Source organism: Neisseria sp. HMSC068C04 (assembly GCF_001810105.1).
In the GTDB taxonomy this organism is placed as follows: Bacteria; Pseudomonadota; Gammaproteobacteria; order Burkholderiales; family Neisseriaceae; genus Neisseria; species Neisseria flavescens_B.
In genome coordinates this window covers 34,312-54,151 of sequence record NZ_KV799929.1, presented here as the reverse complement: position 1 = coordinate 54,151, position 19,840 = coordinate 34,312, and the positions used below count along the sequence as shown (strand labels likewise).

Sequence of the window (19,840 nt, the reverse complement as noted above, 5' to 3'; positions counted from 1 at the left end):
GTTTCAGACGGCCTTTTGCTATAATTCCATTCTTTTCACATTATTTAATTCATTGCACCATCATGCCGCATCCCGATTTCGCCCAAACCCTCTCAAAAGACCGCCATTTTCTGCGATCTGCCTTTAAAAACCCCAATAAATACGGCGGCTTGGCCAAGGTTGAGGAAAAATATAAAAAATCGCACGACCTCTATCTGCAACGCCTGTCCAAACTGCCCAAGCCCGAATTTGACAACACGCTGCCCGTTCACGAAAAACTCGACGAAATCAAAAAAGCCATTGCCGAGAATCAGGTAACGATTATTTGCGGCGAAACCGGTTCGGGCAAAACCACGCAGTTGCCCAAGATTTGTTTGGAACTCGGACGCGGGGCGGCAGGATTGATCGGGCATACCCAGCCGCGCCGTTTGGCCGCGCGTTCCGTGGCGGAGCGGATTGCTGAAGAGCTGAAATCCGAAATCGGCAGCGCGGTCGGCTATAAAGTACGCTTTACCGACCACACCTCGCGCGATGCCTGCGTCAAGCTGATGACCGACGGCATCCTGTTGGCGGAAACCCAGACCGACCGTTATCTCGCCGCCTACGACACGATTATCATTGACGAAGCGCACGAACGCAGCCTGAACATCGACTTCCTCTTGGGCTATTTGAAACAACTGCTGCCGCGCCGCCCCGATTTGAAAGTCATCATCACCTCGGCAACGATAGACGCAGAACGCTTCTCCCAACACTTCAACGGCGCCCCCGTTTTAGAAGTGAGCGGACGGACGTATCCCGTCGAAATCCTCTACCGACCGCTGACCAGCAAAGACGAAGACGACGCAGAAGTTGAGCTGACCGACGCGATTGTTGATGCAGCCGACGAATTGGCACGCTATGGCGAAGGCGATATTTTGGTGTTTCTGCCAGGCGAACGCGAAATCCGCGAAGCCGCCGAAGCCCTGCGCAAATCCACGCTGCGCCGCAACGACGAAATCCTGCCCCTGTTTGCACGCCTGTCGCACGCCGAGCAGCACAAAATCTTCCACCCCTCCGGCGCAAAACGCCGCATCGTGCTGGCGACCAACGTCGCTGAAACCTCGCTCACCGTGCCGGGCATCAAATACGTCATCGACACCGGCCTCGCGCGCGTCAAACGCTATTCCGCACGGGCGAAAGTGGAGCAGCTTCATGTCGAAAAAATCTCCCAAGCCGCCGCCCGCCAACGCTCCGGCCGCTGCGGCCGCGTCTCCGCAGGCGTATGTATCCGACTGTTTTCAGAAGAAGATTTCAACAGCCGCCCCGAATTTACCGACCCAGAAATCGTCCGCAGCAACCTCGCCGCCGTCATCCTGCGTATGGCATCACTGAACTTGGGCGACGTAGCAGCATTCCCATTTTTAGAAATGCCCGATTCGCGGTATATCAATGACGGGTTTCAGGTGTTGTTGGAATTGGGGGCGGTGGAGGCCGTCTGAAAAGTAAAGCCCTTAGTTTGCATTGGTAAACCCAAATATCTCAGACGGTATTGGGTTTTGTATCAGTCTTCAAAAAGACTTACTCAGAAAGCAACATTTTTTAACTGACAGTCAAAAAATGTTGCACTTAAAAAGCGTGTCTGCTATTATGCCAACCTGTGGACGAGCTGCAATCGGCTCGATGCATTTCAAAAGATAATAATCTGATGTACCGAACATGACAGTGGCACTTTCGTGTCGTTTACCCTAAAAGGTAAACTACTTCCTCGTTCTGATTAGGAATGGGTAGCCAAAGCAAAGTTAGCAACCTAAGCCTAAAAAAATCAAATAAACGACTGGAAGCTGCTTATTGCATTGAACGCAATGCAATAAGCAGCAATATGAAAGCAACCTGTGCTATCCATACTATTTCTTAACAGTTCGGTATTGTTTGACGACTGGGCAATGTCGCCCTGTTAAACGAAAGATTTATTATGAAAATTCTTTTGAAAAATACCATTGATACTTTGAAACAGTTGAAAATGGAAATGCATGATGGTATGGATAGCAGCACACAAGCAAAACTAGACCAAGTTATTCAGGATTTAGAACAGCATAATGATTTAACAAAATCTAAATTGCTGCAAATTTTGGGAGAAATTTTGGAGTGGTTGCCGGTAATTCGCGGCATTATGCAATTACTGGATAAATAGTAGGCTTGGGTGCAACAGGTTGCTTTTTATTATTCTATGATAAGGAGCTAGATAATGAATATTGGTAGGGCGATTAAATTATGTCGCAACCAAAAAGGATTTACCAAAACTAAACTGGCAGAAAATTCTGGATTATCAGTTTCTTATTTAACGCTGTTAGAACAGGGTAAGCGAGACCCAAATTTATCTACACTTGAAAAAATCTGTCTAGCTTTACAAATTCCATCAACGGTTTTAATGTTTTTGGCAGCAGATGCAGATGAAAAAGCTGGTATGAGTACAGAATTATCAGAAAAATTATCAGCATTGGCTTTATCTGCAATTGGTGACAATGATGAATAAACCTGTTTCTTTTTGCTATCCACACAAACCCATAGCCAGTTTAGAAAAACTGGCTATTTGCTTGGGCATTACATTAGAAGAGTTGTTTTATTTACGGCAATATTCTGATTCATTCTATTTCTTGCATGAGCATAAATTAAAACCTGATGGTACTTTTCGGGATACCTATAATGTTCGTGATAGATTAAAAATTATTCACGAAAAAATTGCTAAAAAATTTTTCAAAATATTGAATTACCCCGAATATTTGCAAGGAGGAATTCAAAAACGCAGCAGTATAACTAATGCTAAAGAACACATCGGAATGAACATTCTCATTAAAGAAGACATTTCTAATTTTTTTCCAAGTATCAGCAAAAAAATAGTTCATCAAGTATGGACTGGATTTTTCCACTTTCCTCATGATGTTGCCGATTGCTTAGCTGAATTGGTAACTTATCAAGGATACTTGGTGCAGGGAAGTAAGGTTAGTGGCTTTTTGTGTAATTTGATTTGGTGGCAGCGTGAAGCAGATTTGGTTGCTGAATTTCAAAAACAAGGACTTGTTTATACCAGGTTTGTTGATGATGTAACGGTTTCTACCAAAAGGAATTTAAGCAAAGCAGAAATGCAAAAAATTATCAGTAAAATTTATTCACTCTTTCATAGTGTTGATGCAAAACCTAATCGAAAAAAGCACAAGGTTATGCATAAAGGTCACCAGCAAACTGTGAATAATATGAATGTTTCAGTAGACAAGCCAACACTACCAAAAGAAAAACGAAAAGAAATTCGCTCCATAGTTTTTAAATGCGAACAGGCCTTTAAACATAAGGAAATACATGTTACCACTTATGAAAAACTGTTTAATTCAGCAAAAGGCAAGGTACTTTATTTAAAACAATTTCATATAGCACAAGCCGAACAATTATTACAACGATTGGAGAATATACAACCAAAATACTTTTAGTAGTCTAAAAATGCTTAAATGCCTATCTGAAAAATAAAAGACCGTCTAAAAAACGGCCGAGAATTGATGTCCGACCTAGAATCATGCAGAACACAAAAAACAACTACAACACACCCTCCACCCCCCATAGGCAGCCTACCCCATACAAATAAACCAGACCTACCTAAAAGTCACTCACTCTACCGCCTGATCAGACTCAGCGAATAAACGGCACATCTACTCAGTAACACAAAATTTACTTACATTTTGTCGTTTACTTTCCTGTTTTTGAAAATGCCCGATTCGCGGTATATCAATGATGGTTTTCAGGTGTTGTTGGAATTGGGGGCGGTGGAGGCCGTCTGAAAATAAGTAGGGCAGGCATTTATGTCTGACGAAAACCGGAGAACGCCAACATAATTACTTTATCATACAAATATTGAAGGAATAGTAAATGAGCGATATTTTAGAAAAACTCAGCAACGGATTATTACAGAGATTGATGAGACTCGAATGGTTTTTGGCATCATTGCTGATAATTTCATTTTTCGATATGTATTTAAATTTAAGACATGGATTTTCTATTACAGCACTTTTAAATAAACAGAAAAATTTAGACCTGTACAGCATTTTTGAATCTGTTATCCTTTTTTCTTTTATTTTTTCTGTAATTGTTCCTATTATTCAAGGAATTTATTTTTCTGTTATCTTAACTATTCTATCAAAACTTAATATTTATATGTTTGAAAACGAAAATACAGATTATAGAAAATCATTGTACCGATTAAGAAGAAAAGCAGTGAAAGAAAATAATTCTGTATTATGGAGTGCTTATCAAGAAGAAAAAGCAAATTTACAAAAAATAAACTTTATTTTTTCTGCAACATGGGGAATTCTCATTTTTTCGATCCTAGGTTGCTTTGGAAAGTCTGGTAAATCCATATTGATAGATATCGTGATAATACTGAATTCCGTTGCAGAAAATAATATTTTATTAGGCATGGTTATATATTTTTTATTTTTTATAATATCTTTTTGGTGTTTTTCCATATTGCAGCGTTCCTTTTATTTGCGTGAAGACATATTGCCATATTGGGAAGATGACAAAAAAGCTAACTCCTAATTTTTTGTTGGGCACAAATACCCGACACAATCCGACAAACAACAAAACCGTTTCAGACGACCTCATTCTTGAAAAACAATCTGTAAACAGATAGCTGCTGAAGAATACCGTTGCCGAGTCCCCAAACCCAGCCCGCAACTTTTATTGTGAACTTCCCATTATGAAAAAATCCCTTTTCGTTCTCTTTCTGTATTCATCCCTACTTACTGCCAGCGAAATCGCCTATCGCTTTGTATTCGGGATTGAAACCCTGCCGGTTGCGAAAATTGCGGAAACGTTTGCGCTGACATTTGTAATTGCTGCGCTGTATCTGTTTACGCGTTATAAGGCGACACGTTTGTTGATTGCGGTGTTTTTCGCGTTCAGCATTATTGCCAACAATGTGCATTACGCGGTTTATCAAAGTTGGATGACGGGTATTAACTATTGGCTGATGCTGAAAGAAGTTACCGAAGTCGGTAGCGCGGGCGCGTCGATGTTGGATAAGTTGTGGCTGCCTGTGTTGTGGGGTGTGGCGGAAGTCGTGTTGTTTTGCAGCCTTGCCAAGTTCCGCCGTAAGACGCATTTTGCCGCCGATATATTGTTTATTGCGGCGATGTTGCTGATTTTTGGACGTTCATTCAGTACGACGCAGGAACACGGTATTTCGCCCAAGCCGACATACAGCCGCATCAAAGCCAATTATTTCAGCTTCGGCTATTTTGTCGGGCGTGTATTGCCGTATCAATTGTTTGATTTAAGCAAGATTCCTGTTTTCAAACAACCTGCGCCAAGCAAAACCGGACAAGGCAGTGTTCAAAATATCGTCCTCATCATGGGCGAAAGCGAAAGCGCGGCGCATTTGAAACTGTTTGGCTACGAACGTGAAACTTCGCCGTTTTTAACCCAGCTTTCGCAAGCCGACTTTAAGCCGATTGTGAAACAAAGCTATTCCGCCGCGTTGATGACGGCTGTGTCCCTGCCCAGCTTTTTTAATGCGATACCGCATGCCAACGGCTACGAACAAATCAGCAGCGGCGATACCAATATGTTCCGCCTTGCCAAAGAGCAGGGCTATGAAACGTATTTTTACAGCGCGCAGGCGGAAAACGAGATGGCGATTTTGAACTTAATCGGTAAGAAATGGATAGACCATCTGATTCAGCCGACGCAGCTTGGCTACGGCAACGGCGACAATATGCCTGATGAGAAGCTGCTGCCGCTGTTCGACAAAATCAATTTGCAGCAGGGCAAGCATTTTATTGTGTTGCACCAACGCGGTTCGCACGTCCCATACGGCGCATTGTTGCAGCCGCAAGATAAAGTATTCGGCGAAGCCAATATTGTGGATAAGTACGACAACACCATTCATAAAACCGACCAAATGATTCAAACCGTATTCGAGCAGCTGCAAAAGCAGCCTGACGGCAACTGGCTGTTTGCCTATACCTCCGATCATGGCCAGTATGTGCGCCAAGATACCTACAATCAAGGCACGGTGCAGCCTGACAGCTATCTTGTGCCGCTGGTGTTGTACAGCCCGGATAAGGCCGTGCAACAGGCTGCCAACCAGGCTTTTGCACCTTGCGAGATTGCCTTCCATCAGCAGCTTTCAACATTCCTGATTCACACGCTGGGCTACGATATGAAGGTTTCAGGTTGTAGCGAAGGTTCGGTAACGGGCAATCTGATTACAGGCGATGCAGGCAGCTTAAACATTCGCGACGGTAAGGCGGAATATGTTTATCCGCAATAAGCGGCGTGAAAAACAATAAAGACAAATTATCTTATTTATCTTGCGGTAGGTTTAAATTTTAGCTAGAATAGAAGAGATGTATATCAATAAGTCTCACAATATATTTTAAGCAAAATATTTGCTTGGGGCTATTGCCCTAATAGGAAAGCATGTACCAGGTGGGCTTCGCCCATTACTGATGTTGTAAAATTAGAAATAGGGAAATATTCAAACTTTTATTGGTTCTATTTGGTGAGAAATCATTGTTGGAGATAGCGCTTAATCCATCATTGATGAATAGGGCTCTAATGTACATTAGGTTTGGGCAATTGAAAATTGTTAGGTATTTCCCAAGCTGGAGAAGGACGCTTTTCCAGAGCGGCAGCCGTTCAGGCTGCCTTTTTTTTAGGATAATTATGGATATTTTGTTTGCTCCTGCTGTACCTGCATGTGCATATAGGCAAGAAGAGAGTTTGTTCAAACCAAAATTAAGCCACTCCAAATCATACGAATGGTTTAATAGCCCGCTATTTAAGATTCGGTATGAAAAAGCATTATTTGTAGTTCTGAGGACAACAGATAAGATATTCTTTATTATTGATAATAAGAACATTTATTATAATATGATTGAGACAAAAGGGAGAGTATGTCATACGCCTTGTTATGAATTAAAAGGGCTTCATTCTCGTTTAGCTCAATTTTTAGTACGTATAAAAAAGCCTAGGTATCTTTATTCTGGAGTAAAAGGTTTATCTTATTTGGATAATGCCCGTGTGCATTCGGTTTATTATGAAACATTCAAAACGGATATTTTGGGGTTTTATTCGGCTACAACTCAAGCTATTGTTTTTAAATTTTTTAGAAATAAAATGCAATGTAGCCATAAGGTTGCTAATATTTTAGCAGAATTATGTACACTAGAAGGAAAGTTACCAACCGGCAGTCAGCTTAGTATGATTCTAGCCTTTTGGGCAAATTCAGATATGTTTGAGCAGTTAAACCAACTTGCTCAAGAACATCATTTGGTAATGACAGTTTATGTTGACGATATTACATTTTCGGGTGCAAAAATTCCTGCTGGGTTTCGTCAACAAGTCGCACAGATAATGTCAGAGCATGGTCATACCATGAATAAAAAGAAAACACGACTATATCAGGCTAATTCTCATAAAGAAATTACAGGTTTGATTATTAATAGAGCTGGTGACAGTCCTATTCCTCCTAATCGATTTTATTTAAAGTTACACAATAAATTAGCAGAATTTAATCAAATTTATGCTGAAATAAAAAATGGTAAATCCAAAATGGAAGAAGATACTTTAAGACAATTAATTAATCATCTGATTGGTCTATTAAATTATGCTTCTCAATTTGATAAAAAATATAAGCTGGTAAAAAAGCATATTCAGAAGCAGCATGATGATTTAATTCAATGTCTACAAAAACAAGGGGAAGAAAAACGAGGTTTTTGTATAGAATTTACACCAGTTGCACCATAGGTTTGACTACACTCTTCAATAAATATGCAAGATAGATTCTTACAAAAATACCACCTGACCAAACTCGGCGAACAAATGGCGCGTCTGCCTATCGACCCGAAAATCGCGCGCATTTTGCTGGCGGCGAAGAAACACGACTGCATGGCGGAAATATTGGTGATTGCGTCCGCGCTGTCGATTCAAGACCCGCGCGAGCGGCCGCTGGAAGCGCGTGATGCCGCGGCCAAGGCGCATGAACGCTTTACTGACAAGCAATCTGACTTTCTTGCCTATCTGAATATTTGGGACAGCTTCCAGCGCGAGCGCGACAAAGGTTTGTCCAACAAGCAGCTGGTGCAGTGGTGTCGTCAATATTTCCTGTCACACCTGCGTATGCGCGAATGGCGCGAGCTGCACCACCAGCTTGCCCAAACCGCGATTGAAATGGGTTTGACCACCAAAGAAGCTGCGTTTAGGCAACCTCCTACCCAAGAACAATTAAGGCCGTCTGAAAGTCAAGGCGACCAAGATTTGGCGGCCAAGCTCAAACAAAAACAACTGGATAAGAAACAACACCGCGCCCAAATCCGCGCCGCCAAAGAAGCGGGCTACGAACAAATCCACCGCGCCCTGCTGACCGGCCTTATCGCCAACGTCGGTATGAAATCGCCCGACGGCAACGATTATACCGGCGCGCGCGGCAGCCACTTCCACCTTTTCCCCGCCTCAGCCCTGTTCAAAGCCAAACCCAAATGGGTGATGGCGGCAGAATTGGTTGAAACCACGCGCCTTTACGCGCGCGATGTCGCCGTTATCCAGCCCGAATGGATAGAGCAGGAAGCGCCGCATCTCGTCCGCTATCATTATTTCGAGCCGCACTGGGAACAAAAACGCGGCGAAGTTGTCGCCAGCGAACGCGTGACGCTTTACGGCCTGACCGTATTGCCGCGCCGCCCCGTGTCTTACGGCAAAGTTGCGCCCGAAGAAGCGCGCGAAATCTTTATCCGCGGCGCATTGGTGGCGCAGGAAAGCAATCTTCAGACGGCCTTTTTTGCACACAATAAAAAGCTGATTAAAGAAATTACCGAACTCGAACACAAATCGCGCAAGCAAGACGTATTGGTCGATGACGAAGCCCTGTTTGCGTTTTATAACGAACGCCTGCCCGAGATGGTGTGGAAAGACGCGAAAGGCGGCGTTTGGGGAAGCGAAGAGGGCGGACAAACCCAGTCGGACAAGACGGCAGATCAAAACGGACAAGCAAACCAGCGCAACGCAGGGCGTGTGGCGCAAGTCGCGCACGCGGATTCCAACGATGCGGACAACCGCGAGCGTGAACCGAGTTCACATACCCGGCAAAATGTTTCAGACGACCCCAAACCCAAAAAGCAGCCCGTATCCCCAAAAGGCCGTCTGAAACCTTTACCCCTTGCCGATATCCGCACCTTTGAAGCCTGGCTCAAAACCGCCGAGCGCGACAATCCGCGTCTGCTGTTCCTCAGTCGCGACGATCTGATGCAACACGCCGCCGCGCACATTACCGAAGAGCAGTTCCCCAAATTCTGGCAAACCGCAGACGGCAAGTTCAAACTTTCCTACCGCTTCGAGCCGCACCATCCGCTCGACGGCGTGACCATGACCGTGCCGCTGACCGTCCTCAACCGCCTGCACGCGCCGTCGCTTGAATGGCTGGTGCCCGGTATGTTGCGCGAAAAAATCCAGCTGCTGATTAAAGCACTGCCGAAGCAAATCCGCCGCATTTGCGTGCCCGTACCCGATTTCATCACCAAATTTCTCGAAAGCAATCCCGACCGCCAAGCGGCCATCATTCCTCAGTTGGCACACTTTATCGCCAAAAGCGCCGGCGACATGCGGATTCTCGAGCAAATCGACCAAGACGCATGGGCAGGGCAAGAATTGCCCGAACACTGCTATCTGAATCTGCGCATTATCGACGACGGGGGACAAGAGCTTGCCGGTGGCCGCAAACTGCACGAATTGCAACAACAGCTCGGCCAAGCCGCCGCCGTCACCTTCCGCGACAACACCCAAGAATTCGAGCGCGACAACGTTACCGCATGGGACATCGGCACCTTGCCCGAATCCATCAAATTCGCCCGCGGCAAACAACAGCTTACCGGCTACCTCGGCCTGCAAAAAGAAAAAGACGGCCACATCGCCCTGCGCCTGTTCGACACGTCCGCCGCCGCCGAACAAGCCCACAGATTAGGCGTGATCGAACTCATGAAACTGCAACTAAAAGAACAAGTTAAAGACCTGAACAAAGGCATCCAAGGCTTTACCCAAGCCGCCATGCTACTCAAACACATCAACGCCGACACCCTGCGCGACGACCTCACCCAAGCTGTCTGCGACCGCGCCTTTATCGGCGAAGACGAGCTGCCGCGCAACGAAAAAGCCTTCAAAGAACAAATCAAACGCGCCCGCAGCCGCCTGCCCGCCGTCAAAGAAGCCCTCAGCCGCTACCTGCAGGAAACCGCCGCCGCCTACGCCGAACTGAACGGCAAACTCGGCAAACACCCACTCACCCACCTCCTGCGCCAACGCCTGCAAACCCTGCTCGCCGCCGGTTTCGCCACCCGCACCCCGTGGGCACAATGGCCGCGCCTCCCCATCTACCTCAAAGCCATGACCCTGCGCCTCGAAAAATACAGCAGCAACCCCGCCCGCGATGCAGCCCGCGAAGCCGATATTCAAGAGCTGGAACAAATGTGGCAGGAAAAAACCGACAGCCTGATCAAACAAGGCCTCCCCGTTTCAGACGGCCTTGCAGGGTTTAAATGGATGATTGAAGAATTGAGGGTGTCGCTGTTTGCACAGGAGTTGAAGACGCCATATCCGGTGTCGGTGAAGAGGTTGTTGAAGGAGTGGGAGGGGTTGAATAAGTAGTGATATTATTTAATACATTTATAGGAAAATTTCTAACTTACATAAAAGGTACAACACAATGAAAAGCGAAAATAATTATGAACGTATTGTTCAAAATTCTAAAAAATTCCAACACTCTCAGAAGAATGAGATGCAGAAACGCATAACAGATTTGCTACAACAACTCACAAATGGCATTCATGAACGCGACCAAATTATGGCGGTTTCCCTACTTGGAGCGATTGCCGGACATAATACTTTCCTATTTGGACCGCCGGGAACTGCGAAAAGTCTGATTTCCCGCCGTTTGGCATGTGCATTTGAAAATCCGCAATACTTTGAATACTTGATGAACCGTTTCAGCACACCTGAAGAAGTATTCGGGCCTGTATCTATTAAAGCATTGAAAGAAGACCGATATGTCCGAAAAATCGAAGGCTATTTGCCAACTGCCAATTTTGCATTTTTGGATGAAATTTGGAAATCTAGTCCTGCAATTTTGAATAACCTGCTGACCATTATCAATGAGCATATTTTTAAAAATGGCGATGAGAGGTTTAATGTGCCACTTAAAGCCCTGATTGCGGCTTCCAATGAAATTCCACCTGAAAATCAAGGTTTGGAAGCACTGTATGACCGCTTTATTATCCGTCTGCTTGTACCGCCGATTGAACATGAAGAGAACTTCAACCGTTTGCTGGATAGCAAGCCAAGCAGCGACAAACCTGAGATCAGTGAAGATTTACGGATTAGTTATCATGAGCTTGCCAAATGGCGCGAACAACTATACGCAGTTAAATTAAGTACAGATACATTACTGATTATTAAGTATATCAGAGAAGAATTAGCAGTACAGTTTGATAAGTTAGGTGTTTATGTATCTGACCGTCGTTGGCAGCGTGCAGCAGTATTATTAAAGGCTTCTGCTTTTTGCAACGGACGCAAAGAAACCAATCATAGCGATTTGATTTTACTGAAATATTGCCTGTGGACGACACCTGAAAATCGGGAATCGGTAGAAAAAATTGTGATGAATGCCATTAAATCCTGTGGGTTTGATACAGGTATTGATTTAGCTGGATTGGACAGGGAAAAGGCGAGTTTGGACAAGGAAATAAATAAGGAGCTTTATTATTCACAAGATATTTATGATACAGTTGAAATGAATGGAAAAAAATATTTTCCCGTACAAGCTACATTTATAGATTCATATAACAATTATTCTAATAAAAATTATCGGCTACTTGTTCCATTTAAGAAATTTCACAGTAAAGATATATTCAATCCTATTGATGAACAAGGGAATACAATTGACAATGTTGAATGTCAATTTGATGGGCAAGGAAGTTGTTCATTAAAACTAAAAATTAATAGAGGATATAATCGTGATACATATGAACCTTTAACATTTAAACCTAAGATTATGTTCCACAAAGGCGATAAAAAATCTAATGTAAATAAACGGTTGATTTATTCACTTTCTCAAGCCGTATCCGACATTCGCAAGCAATTGATTGATATATTGAAACAAGTTGAGAAAAAATACGAAGAATACCAACAGTACCTGCAAAGCCCTTTTGCAATCCAAGCTGATATTGATATTGCCGTATCGGGTATATTAGATCAAATTGACAAACTCAATTTGCGGATTAAAGACTGCGAACGGTTGGGGTCATTATGTCGTTAAGCAATAAACTATCCGAACAAATAAGATGGATTAAGGCTTCTTTGCAAACAGATTATCAAGATTTGTTCAAACAGCACAGTTGGTTACACGGACAGGTTCAACAAAAGTTATTCAGTTGGGGGCATCAAACCAAGTTGGACTTATGGCAAAGAAGTCCGTTCGCCAAACATGAAGAAAATCTTAAAAATCATCAACATACAGGAATTTTTAGTCAACTACCTGTTGATGATTACCAACTTTTCTGTAAATTTTCAGGCTTACCATTTGAAAAAGAGTTTTGGCAACAGGAGTTGGTACGAAGCAAGCAGACAAAATTTCATAAACAGAACTTGCCTTTGAAATTGTTGACGGAAAAATGGCAGCAACAGTTGGACAAAGCTAAAGTACTATGGCAAGCGGAACAAATTAATCAGTTAAGACAAAAGGTTTTAACCCAATTAAAACAAGAGTTAGAAGTAATTAAGCAGCTTTCGCAACAGCTGGAACAACTGGGCTTTGGTATAGGAGATGATATTGGTAATTTGACCCCACAAGATATTGAAGAAATGAAACGTTGGCTGAATTACTTGACCCAAGATAAGAATGCCCAACAGATTGCCGAATTACTAGGCAAAATGCGCCAAATCGAACAATCCGAAAAAATCGAACAGGTAAAACAGACTGTTTACACAAAAAGCCCACAAATTGATGTGAATTCGCGCGAAGAAATTATCGGATTACGTTTAGGTAAAGATTTAGAGTATGTATTGCCGTCTGAATTGGCTTTAATGGCAGATGAAGAAACGTCGATTTTATTTGATTTGAAGTTTTTGGAATCCAAATTAATGTGTTTTGAATTGCAAGGAATGACCTATTGCGATGCCACAACTGAAATTATAGTTGAACAAAAAAGCCAAGAAGATGAAAAGCCTGGTCCGATGATTTTATGTGTGGATACCAGCGATTCAATGAATGGGTTTCCTGAAAATATCGCTAAAGCAATGGCTTTGTTTTTAGGAACAAAAGCTAAAAGCGAAAACCGCCCTTGTTTTATTATCAATTTTTCTACAAGAATCGAAACTTTTGAAATAATGGATAAAACAGGGATTCCTAATTTGATTGCTTTTTTGCGTCAATCCTTTCACGGAGGTACAGATGCAGCACCTGCCCTGCATCATGCGCTAAAAATAATGGAACAAAAAAATTATCAAAAAGCGGACTTATTGATGATTTCCGATTTTGTTATGAACAGCCTGCCTGAAGATTTGTTATCGGCAATAGCAATACAGCGGGAAGCAGGCAATCAGTTTAATTCTTTAGTTATTGGTAACGATTTTATGAGTGAACGCTTAAAAACACATTTTGACCATGAATGGATATACAATCCTAATACACAGAAAATTCAAGAATTAGTCCAGTTCAAAAAAGATGTTTTTGACAAATAAACTGTAAATTGTGGATTTCATCTCTATAAAAAAGGCCGTCTGAAAGTATTTCCTAACTTTCGGACGGCCTTTTTATATTCATATTTCTGTTTATTTTTCCAAACGTGCAATCAGTTCATCAGCCAAGTCCAGATAAGCCTGCGTGCCTTTGGCGTGGGCGTCGTAGGCGAGGGCAGGGAGGCCGTGGCTGGGGGCTTCGGCGAGGCGGATGTTGCGGGGGATGACGGTGTCGAAGAGCAGGTTGCCGAAGTGTTGTTTGAGCTGTTCGCTGACTTCGACGACGAGGCGGCTGCGGCTGTCGTACATGGTGCGGACGATGCCGGTTACGTCGAGGTCGGGGTTGATGGCTTGGCGGATTTTGCGGACGGTGGCCACTAAGTCGGAGATGCCTTCGAGGGCGTAGTATTCGCAAAGCATGGGGACGATGACGCCGTTGGCGGCGACCAGGCCGTTGAGGGTGAGCAGGGTCAGGGACGGGGGACAGTCGATAAGGACGTAGTCGTAGTTGTCGGCAACGAGCTGCAGGGCGTTTTTGAGGCGGATTTCGCGTGCGATTTCTTGGACGAGTTCGACTTCTGCGCCGGCCAGTGTGCGGTTGGCGCCCAATACGTCGTAGCCGCCTTCTTTGCTGTGGACGACGGCGTTGGGAATGTCGGTTTCGCCGAGGACAACTTGGTAAACGCCGTTTTCGATGGTGGCTTTATTGATGCCGCTGCCTGTGGTGGCGTTGCCTTGTGGGTCGAGGTCGACGACGAGGACGCGGCGGCCTTTGGAGGCTAGGGAGGCGGCTAGGTTGACGGTGGTGGTGGTTTTGCCGACTCCGCCTTTTTGGTTGGCGACGGCGAGGATTTGTGCGCTCATGTGCTTTGCTGTCGTGTTAAGTGTGAATGGCTGGATTGTACCGTTATTCGGTATGCTTGGGTTGTTTTCAGACGGCCTTTTTGCGGATGATGACGATATGGCGTTCGGCATTGAGTTGGGGAACGTGCAATGCTTCGACTTTTTCGACGGCGACGCTTTCGGGCAGTTTGTCGATTTCTTCTTGTGGGTATACGCCTTTCATGGCTGCCCAGTAGCCGCCGTCTTTGAGGAGGTGCTCGGTCCAGTTGACGAAGTCGGTGAGTTCGGCAAAGGCGCGGCTGGTGATGACGTCGGCGCGGCAGTCGGCGGCGGCTTCTACGCGGCCGCTGATGACGCGGACGTTTTTAAGGCCGAGTTCGATGACGGCTTGTTGCAGAAAGGCGGTTTTTTTGGTGTTGGCATCGAGGAGGGTGATGTTAAGGTCGGGGCGGCAGATGGCGGTGGGTATGCCGGGCTGTCCACCGCCGGAGCCGACGTCGAGCATGGTTTGCGCGTGTTCTATATAGGGCAGGAGGGTCAGGCTGTCGAGCAGATGATGGCTGATGGTTTGGGCGGGATCACGCAGGGCGGTCAGGTTGTAGGTTTTGTTCCACTTTTGCAGCAGGGCGGCATAGTCTAGCAGTTTGGCCTGTTTGGCTTCGTCGATGTCCAAACCCAGTGCCTGTATGCCGTCGCGGAGCTGTTGCGCCTGATTCATTTGTTATTCCTTATTGGTTAAAACGCGTTGGATGTAATGGTAACGGAAAGTATGCCGTCTGAAAATGTTTGTGCCTGTTGAATCAACGTTTCATTTTGTGAAAGACGATGGGCTGCTCCGGCGCGCGCGTGAGCTGTTTGGGCAGGGTCAGCATGGCGATGATCCATACGGAGAGGGTGTAGTAGAACACGCCTTGTCCGCGCATGCCTGCCAATGCGGCATTGCCTAAGATGGCTTCAAAAATCAAGCCTGCCGCCGCCGAGGCACACGCTGCGACACCGGCAAGGAAGATGGCGTAACGCGAATGCCGGCGCATCATTTTTTTATACGCCAGCTTGGTCAGTCCGCCGGCAATCGGCAGGTTGAGGAAGGCAAACATGCCGCAGACAAACCATGCGACGGAGTCCTGCCAACCGCTTTGCCATACCCATGCGCCATCTTTGACCGTGACCAGCAGGCCTTGGCCGTCTGAAAAGGCGATTTGCACGATATTGTGCAATATCATCGCCAGCGGCAGGGTGAGGAACATCAGTGCGACCAATAGGGGGCGGTAGGGCTTTTCTTGAGTCAGGTACATGGCGGCTTGCCTTGGGGAAATAAGTTGAAATGATAGCAGATCGGCGGTTGATTCACGTTAGTTTGCCACCGAAATTGCTGACAAAAACAGTCAATTAAAAAAGAAATGAAAAATTCTTTTTTCTTGGCAAACATTGGCAGATAAAGGGTAAGAAAACGTTTTCAGACGGCCTAATCTATTATTTTTATATGAACCGAACAGAAAATCTTTGCATTTCTCCGTAAAATCTACTAAATTCTCAATAACATATTATAAAGACCTGAAATCTGGAATCCAAACCGAAACTGCCTCCCGCTATTTACGCTCGGAAACTCAGCAGGCAACAAAAGTTTCACACACTACAAAAACAAAGCAATTCCTCTGAAATCAGTTGTTTATAATGATAGATAACCACAAGGCAAACCATGCCTGACTTTAGTAGGAGTAAAACCATGGCTGAAGCAACCGATGTCGTATTAGTAGGCGGCGGCATTATGAGCGCCACTTTGGGCGTATTGCTCAAAGAACTCGAACCATCTTGGGAAATCACCCTGATCGAACGCTTGGAAGATGTAGCGTTGGAATCATCAAATGCATGGAACAATGCCGGTACGGGACACTCTGCGCTGTGTGAATTGAACTATGCGCCCCTGACTGCCGACGGCACGATCGATCCGACCCGCGCCCTCAATATTGCCGAACAATTCCATATCAGCCGCCAATTTTGGGCGACTTTGGTCGAAGAAGGCAAACTGACCGACCGCACTTTCATCAATTCCGTCCCCCATATGTCGCTGGTGATGAACACCGACCATTGCAGTTATCTGCAAAAACGTTTCGACGTGTTCAAAAACCAAAAACTCTTTGAAAAAATGGAGTTTTCTACCGACCGCACCAAAATCGCCGAATGGGCGCCGCTGGTTGTCAACGGCCGTGATGAAAACCAATCCATCGCCGCCAACTACTCCGCTGAAGGCACAGACGTCGATTTCGGCAGCCTGACCCGCCAGATGGTCAAATACTTGAGCGACAAAGGCGTAAAAATCAAATTCAACCGTCATGTCGACGACCTCAACCGCGAATCGGACGGCGCATGGGTGCTGAAAACCAGCAGCACCAAAGACGATGACGACCCGTTGACACTCCGCACCCGTTTCGTCTTCCTCGGCGCAGGCGGCGGCGCACTGACCCTGCTGCAAAAATCCGGTATCCCCGAAGGCAAAGGCTACGGCGGCTTTCCGGTTTCCGGCCTCTTCTTCCGCAACAGCAATCCCAAAACGGCCGCGCAACACAACGCCAAAGTGTACGGCCAAGCCTCCGTCGGCGCGCCCCCTATGTCCGTTCCGCATTTGGATACCCGCAACGTGGACGGCCAACGCCATTTGATGTTCGGCCCGTATGCAGGCTTCCGCCCCAACTTCCTCAAACAAGGCTCGCTCATGGATCTGCCGATGTCCATCCAAATGGACAACCTCTATCCTATGCTCCGCGCCGGTTGGGCTAATATGCCGCTGACCAAATACCTCTTGGGTGAATTGCGTAAAACCAAAGAAGAACGCTTCACTTCGCTCTTAGAGTATTATCCGGAAGCCAATCCTGACGACTGGGAACTGATTACCGCCGGTCAGCGTGTGCAAATCATCAAAAAAGACCCGAAAAAAGGCGGCGTACTCCAATTCGGTACCGAAATCGTCGCTCATGCCGACGGCTCGCTGGCCGCATTGCTGGGCGCATCTCCCGGTGCATCGACAGCAGTTCCTCTGATGATCAAACTCGTCCACCAATGCTTCCCAGATCATGCCGAATCATGGTCAGGCCGTCTGAAAGAATTGGTGCCCGGCTACGGTATCAAGCTGAACGACAATCCGACTTTGGCGGACGAAATCATCAGCCACAACGCGACCGTTTTGGGCATTCATCACTAAATTGAAGCAGACACAAAGGCGGGCATTCTTGCCCGCCTTTTTTCAAACCATTAAAATAGCGGCATTCAGGCCGTCTGAAATCTAATCTGCGGCAGTATGTTGCACGATTCAAACCCGAAAATCAGCCCCAATAGAAAAACGCCATGACCGATATTCTCAACAAAATACTTGCCACCAAAGCAGAAGAAGTGGCCGCCCAAAAAGCCGCCGTTTCCTTGGAAGACATCAAAGCCCAAGCGCAGGCTGCTGCGCCGGTTCGCAGCTTTATCGGCTCGATCCGTGAAAAACACGCGAAGAATCTGCCTGCCATTATTGCCGAAGTCAAAAAAGCCAGCCCGAGCAAAGGCCTGATCCGTTCTGATTTTCATCCTGCCGAAATCGCCGTTGCCTATGAAAAAGCGGGCGCGGCCTGTTTGTCCGTGTTGACGGACGAACCTTATTTCCAAGGATCGCCCGAGTATTTGAAACAGGCGCGTGTGGCCGTGGCGCTGCCGGTTTTGCGTAAAGATTTCATCATTGACGAATACCAAATCTATCAGGCGCGCGCGTGGGGGGCGGATGCGGTTCTTCTGATTGCTGCTGCCTTGGAAGCCGGGCAGCTTGAGCGTTTTGAAGCCGTTGCCCACGAATTGGGCATGACTGTATTGTTGGAGTTGCACGATGCGTCCGAGCTGGAAAAATGCCGCAACATGACCACGCCGTTGTGGGGCGTCAACAACCGCAACCTGCGTACGTTTGAAGTGACCCTGCAACAAACCATCGACCTCTTGCCTGAGTTGAGCGGCAAAACCGTTGTCACCGAAAGCGGCATCCGCAACAAAGAAGACATCGATTTCATGCGCGGCCACGGCGTGCACACTTTCCTGATCGGCGAAACCTTTATGCGTGCCGACGATATCGAAGCCGAAGTCAAAAAACTGTTCTAAACCTAAAAAACATCAGGCCGTCTGAATTTTCAGACGGCCTGAATCGATTTGAAGGCAGACATAATGTTTACCGTACAACGCATTTACGCTTATCAGCCCAATCCCGAGCAGACCGCCGTCTTTATCGACCGCCTCTATCCGCGCGGCATCCGCAAAGAGGTTTTTGCCACTGCACTTTGGCTGAAAGACATTACACCCAGTGCAAACCTGCGCCGCTGGTATCATGAAAATCCGGCTCAAAATTTTGACGGTTTTGTCAGCCGTTATCATGAAGAGCTGCAAGGCGATACCGAGCAGGCCGCCATCAAGCGGCTGCTGGATTTGGAAAAACAGCACGGCAATATCTTGTTGCTGACCGCCGTCAAAGCCCCCCGACATTCCCATGTCTCTGCGCTGGCTCAATTTTTGGGTGCAAGGTTTGAATATCGCGATTAAAAAATCAGTGTTTGAGCTGAATACAAAAAGGCCGTCTGAAACTTGCATTTCAGACGGCCTGCTATTTTCAAATCAAGAAGGATAACGGTGTGCCACCAATTTTCCGTCTATGTATTCGCCGATATAGACTTGCGAGGCTTCAAGGTGGAGGCGGTCAAGCTCTTGTTGCAGCCACTCTTCATCACGCTTAATGATTTCGAGGATGTCGGGGTCAACTTGGCCGTCTGTAATCAGCGGATAGCGCAGGCTTTCGTCGCCGTACTTAATGACGGCGAGCTGGCCATTTTGTTCCATCACGGCACGTTTGACGGCAGAGATTTCGTAGATGCCGGCGGCGCGGAGTTTGAACATGAGGTCGTGTGCGCTGATGCCGTTTTTCATACATTCTTCTGCTTGGACTTTTCCGTTGACGATGATCCAAACGGATTTGCCGTCAATTACGGATTTGACCCAGCGGTTGTGGTTTTTGATGAATTTCAGGCTCAAGACCAACAGCGTCCACAAAATCAGTACGAGGAAAAATTGCAACAGGCCGACGCTGTCGCTGTAAATCACGCCGCCGATGATGCCGCCGAGTACAAAGTTTTGTACTTGATCCATGGCGGAGGTCGGCGCGAGGTTGCCTTTGCCTAAGAGGTTGATTTGCAAAATCAAACCTAAAATACCCATCAGCAGCTTGAGGGCGAGCAGGGAGTATGCTTCCATG

At 46.1% G+C, this 19,840-nt stretch carries 17 protein-coding genes; 13 read left to right on the top strand and 4 right to left on the bottom strand.

Going from position 1 to position 19,840, the window contains the following annotated elements; all coding sequences use genetic code 11:
• Positions 1-62: 62 nt before the first annotated feature.
• The 10 genes from hrpA to HMPREF2700_RS04380 all read left to right on the top strand — a co-directional run bounded on the left by hrpA (position 63) and on the right by HMPREF2700_RS04380 (position 13,734).
• On the top strand, positions 63-1,457 hold the full coding sequence (gene hrpA, locus HMPREF2700_RS04425) for an ATP-dependent RNA helicase HrpA (RefSeq protein ID WP_083303949.1): 1,395 nt from the start codon (positions 63-65) through the stop codon (positions 1,455-1,457).
• A 473-nt stretch (positions 1,458-1,930) separates the two neighbouring features.
• Positions 1,931-2,149 carry a hypothetical protein gene (locus HMPREF2700_RS04420; RefSeq protein WP_049359303.1) on the top strand — a complete coding sequence of 73 codons (219 nt, stop codon included), beginning with the start codon at positions 1,931-1,933 and terminating at the stop codon, positions 2,147-2,149.
• Positions 2,150-2,203: 54 nt separating this feature from the next.
• Complete coding sequence (locus tag HMPREF2700_RS04415; protein ID WP_003684799.1) at positions 2,204-2,491, top strand: helix-turn-helix domain-containing protein; 288 nt, start codon at positions 2,204-2,206, stop codon at positions 2,489-2,491.
• Positions 2,481-3,440 carry a reverse transcriptase family protein gene (locus HMPREF2700_RS04410; protein ID WP_239665059.1) on the top strand — a complete coding sequence of 320 codons (960 nt, stop codon included), beginning with the start codon at positions 2,481-2,483 and terminating at the stop codon, positions 3,438-3,440. Before HMPREF2700_RS04415 ends, HMPREF2700_RS04410 begins: the two co-directional genes overlap by 11 nt.
• Before the next feature lie 433 nt (positions 3,441-3,873).
• Positions 3,874-4,542: a hypothetical protein gene (locus HMPREF2700_RS04405; protein WP_070590522.1), complete on the top strand. Its 669-nt coding sequence runs from the start codon at positions 3,874-3,876 to the stop codon at positions 4,540-4,542.
• A gap of 157 nt (positions 4,543-4,699) precedes the next feature.
• Positions 4,700-6,277: a lipooligosaccharide phosphoethanolamine transferase gene (lpt3, locus tag HMPREF2700_RS04400; protein WP_210389863.1), complete on the top strand. Its 1,578-nt coding sequence runs from the start codon at positions 4,700-4,702 to the stop codon at positions 6,275-6,277.
• Between the two features lie 395 nt (positions 6,278-6,672).
• On the top strand, positions 6,673-7,755 hold the full coding sequence (locus HMPREF2700_RS04395) for a reverse transcriptase family protein (protein ID WP_070590516.1): 1,083 nt from the start codon (positions 6,673-6,675) through the stop codon (positions 7,753-7,755).
• A gap of 24 nt (positions 7,756-7,779) precedes the next feature.
• Positions 7,780-10,644: a DUF3418 domain-containing protein gene (locus HMPREF2700_RS04390; protein ID WP_070590512.1), complete on the top strand. Its 2,865-nt coding sequence runs from the start codon at positions 7,780-7,782 to the stop codon at positions 10,642-10,644.
• A gap of 58 nt (positions 10,645-10,702) precedes the next feature.
• Entirely contained in the window at positions 10,703-12,310 is a 1,608-nt protein-coding gene (locus HMPREF2700_RS04385) for an AAA family ATPase (protein WP_070590509.1), read from the top strand.
• A complete protein-coding gene (locus tag HMPREF2700_RS04380) occupies positions 12,301-13,734 on the top strand; it encodes a VWA domain-containing protein (RefSeq protein WP_070590467.1) in 1,434 nt (477 codons plus the stop codon). Before HMPREF2700_RS04385 ends, HMPREF2700_RS04380 begins: the two co-directional genes overlap by 10 nt.
• 90 nt (positions 13,735-13,824) lie before the next feature.
• Here the strand turns inward: HMPREF2700_RS04380 and HMPREF2700_RS04375 are convergent, their stop codons facing one another.
• The 3 genes from HMPREF2700_RS04375 to HMPREF2700_RS04365 form a co-directional block, all read right to left on the bottom strand.
• Positions 13,825-14,595, bottom strand: coding sequence for a ParA family protein (locus HMPREF2700_RS04375; protein ID WP_070590463.1), 771 nt, complete (start codon positions 14,593-14,595; stop codon positions 13,825-13,827).
• Positions 14,596-14,662: 67 nt separating this feature from the next.
• A complete protein-coding gene (gene rsmG / locus HMPREF2700_RS04370; RefSeq protein ID WP_070590460.1) occupies positions 14,663-15,292 on the bottom strand; it encodes a 16S rRNA (guanine(527)-N(7))-methyltransferase RsmG in 630 nt (209 codons plus the stop codon).
• A gap of 82 nt (positions 15,293-15,374) precedes the next feature.
• Entirely contained in the window at positions 15,375-15,869 is a 495-nt protein-coding gene (locus HMPREF2700_RS04365; protein ID WP_070590457.1) for a hypothetical protein, read from the bottom strand.
• Positions 15,870-16,300: 431 nt separating this feature from the next.
• Here HMPREF2700_RS04365 and HMPREF2700_RS04360 point away from each other — a divergent pair, with 431 nt between their 5' ends.
• The 3 genes from HMPREF2700_RS04360 (at position 16,301) to HMPREF2700_RS04350 (ending at position 19,134) form a co-directional block, all read left to right on the top strand.
• Complete coding sequence (locus tag HMPREF2700_RS04360; RefSeq protein ID WP_070590454.1) at positions 16,301-17,773, top strand: malate:quinone oxidoreductase; 1,473 nt, start codon at positions 16,301-16,303, stop codon at positions 17,771-17,773.
• A 143-nt stretch (positions 17,774-17,916) separates the two neighbouring features.
• Complete coding sequence (trpC, locus tag HMPREF2700_RS04355) at positions 17,917-18,699, top strand: indole-3-glycerol phosphate synthase TrpC (protein WP_070590452.1); 783 nt, start codon at positions 17,917-17,919, stop codon at positions 18,697-18,699.
• A gap of 63 nt (positions 18,700-18,762) precedes the next feature.
• Positions 18,763-19,134: a DUF488 domain-containing protein gene (locus HMPREF2700_RS04350; RefSeq protein WP_070590450.1), complete on the top strand. Its 372-nt coding sequence runs from the start codon at positions 18,763-18,765 to the stop codon at positions 19,132-19,134.
• 72 nt (positions 19,135-19,206) lie between these two features.
• Here HMPREF2700_RS04350 and HMPREF2700_RS04345 read toward each other — a convergent pair whose 3' ends face one another.
• Positions 19,207-19,839: a DUF421 domain-containing protein gene (locus HMPREF2700_RS04345; protein WP_070590448.1), complete on the bottom strand. Its 633-nt coding sequence runs from the start codon at positions 19,837-19,839 to the stop codon at positions 19,207-19,209.
• Position 19,840: the final 1 nt, after the last annotated feature.

Bases quoted from the DNA above. Each gene is read 5' to 3' on its own strand.
- HMPREF2700_RS04350 (WP_070590450.1), top strand. From the start codon at position 18,763: ATGTTTACCGTACAACGCATTTACGCTTATCAGCCCAATCCCGAGCAG.
- rsmG (WP_070590460.1), bottom strand. From the start codon at position 15,292: ATGAATCAGGCGCAACAGCTCCGCGACGGCATACAGGCACTGGGTTTG.
- HMPREF2700_RS04420 (WP_049359303.1), top strand. From the start codon at position 1,931: ATGAAAATTCTTTTGAAAAATACCATTGATACTTTGAAACAGTTGAAA.
- trpC (WP_070590452.1), top strand. From the start codon at position 17,917: ATGACCGATATTCTCAACAAAATACTTGCCACCAAAGCAGAAGAAGTG.
- HMPREF2700_RS04380 (WP_070590467.1), top strand. From the start codon at position 12,301: ATGTCGTTAAGCAATAAACTATCCGAACAAATAAGATGGATTAAGGCT.
- HMPREF2700_RS04395 (WP_070590516.1), top strand. From the start codon at position 6,673: ATGGATATTTTGTTTGCTCCTGCTGTACCTGCATGTGCATATAGGCAA.
- HMPREF2700_RS04360 (WP_070590454.1), top strand. From the start codon at position 16,301: ATGGCTGAAGCAACCGATGTCGTATTAGTAGGCGGCGGCATTATGAGC.
- HMPREF2700_RS04375 (WP_070590463.1), bottom strand. From the start codon at position 14,595: ATGAGCGCACAAATCCTCGCCGTCGCCAACCAAAAAGGCGGAGTCGGC.
- HMPREF2700_RS04345 (WP_070590448.1), bottom strand. From the start codon at position 19,839: ATGGAAGCATACTCCCTGCTCGCCCTCAAGCTGCTGATGGGTATTTTA.
- HMPREF2700_RS04365 (WP_070590457.1), bottom strand. From the start codon at position 15,869: ATGTACCTGACTCAAGAAAAGCCCTACCGCCCCCTATTGGTCGCACTG.
- HMPREF2700_RS04385 (WP_070590509.1), top strand. From the start codon at position 10,703: ATGAAAAGCGAAAATAATTATGAACGTATTGTTCAAAATTCTAAAAAA.
- HMPREF2700_RS04390 (WP_070590512.1), top strand. From the start codon at position 7,780: ATGCAAGATAGATTCTTACAAAAATACCACCTGACCAAACTCGGCGAA.
- HMPREF2700_RS04405 (WP_070590522.1), top strand. From the start codon at position 3,874: ATGAGCGATATTTTAGAAAAACTCAGCAACGGATTATTACAGAGATTG.
- hrpA (WP_083303949.1), top strand. From the start codon at position 63: ATGCCGCATCCCGATTTCGCCCAAACCCTCTCAAAAGACCGCCATTTT.
- HMPREF2700_RS04410 (WP_239665059.1), top strand. From the start codon at position 2,481: ATGATGAATAAACCTGTTTCTTTTTGCTATCCACACAAACCCATAGCC.
- HMPREF2700_RS04415 (WP_003684799.1), top strand. From the start codon at position 2,204: ATGAATATTGGTAGGGCGATTAAATTATGTCGCAACCAAAAAGGATTT.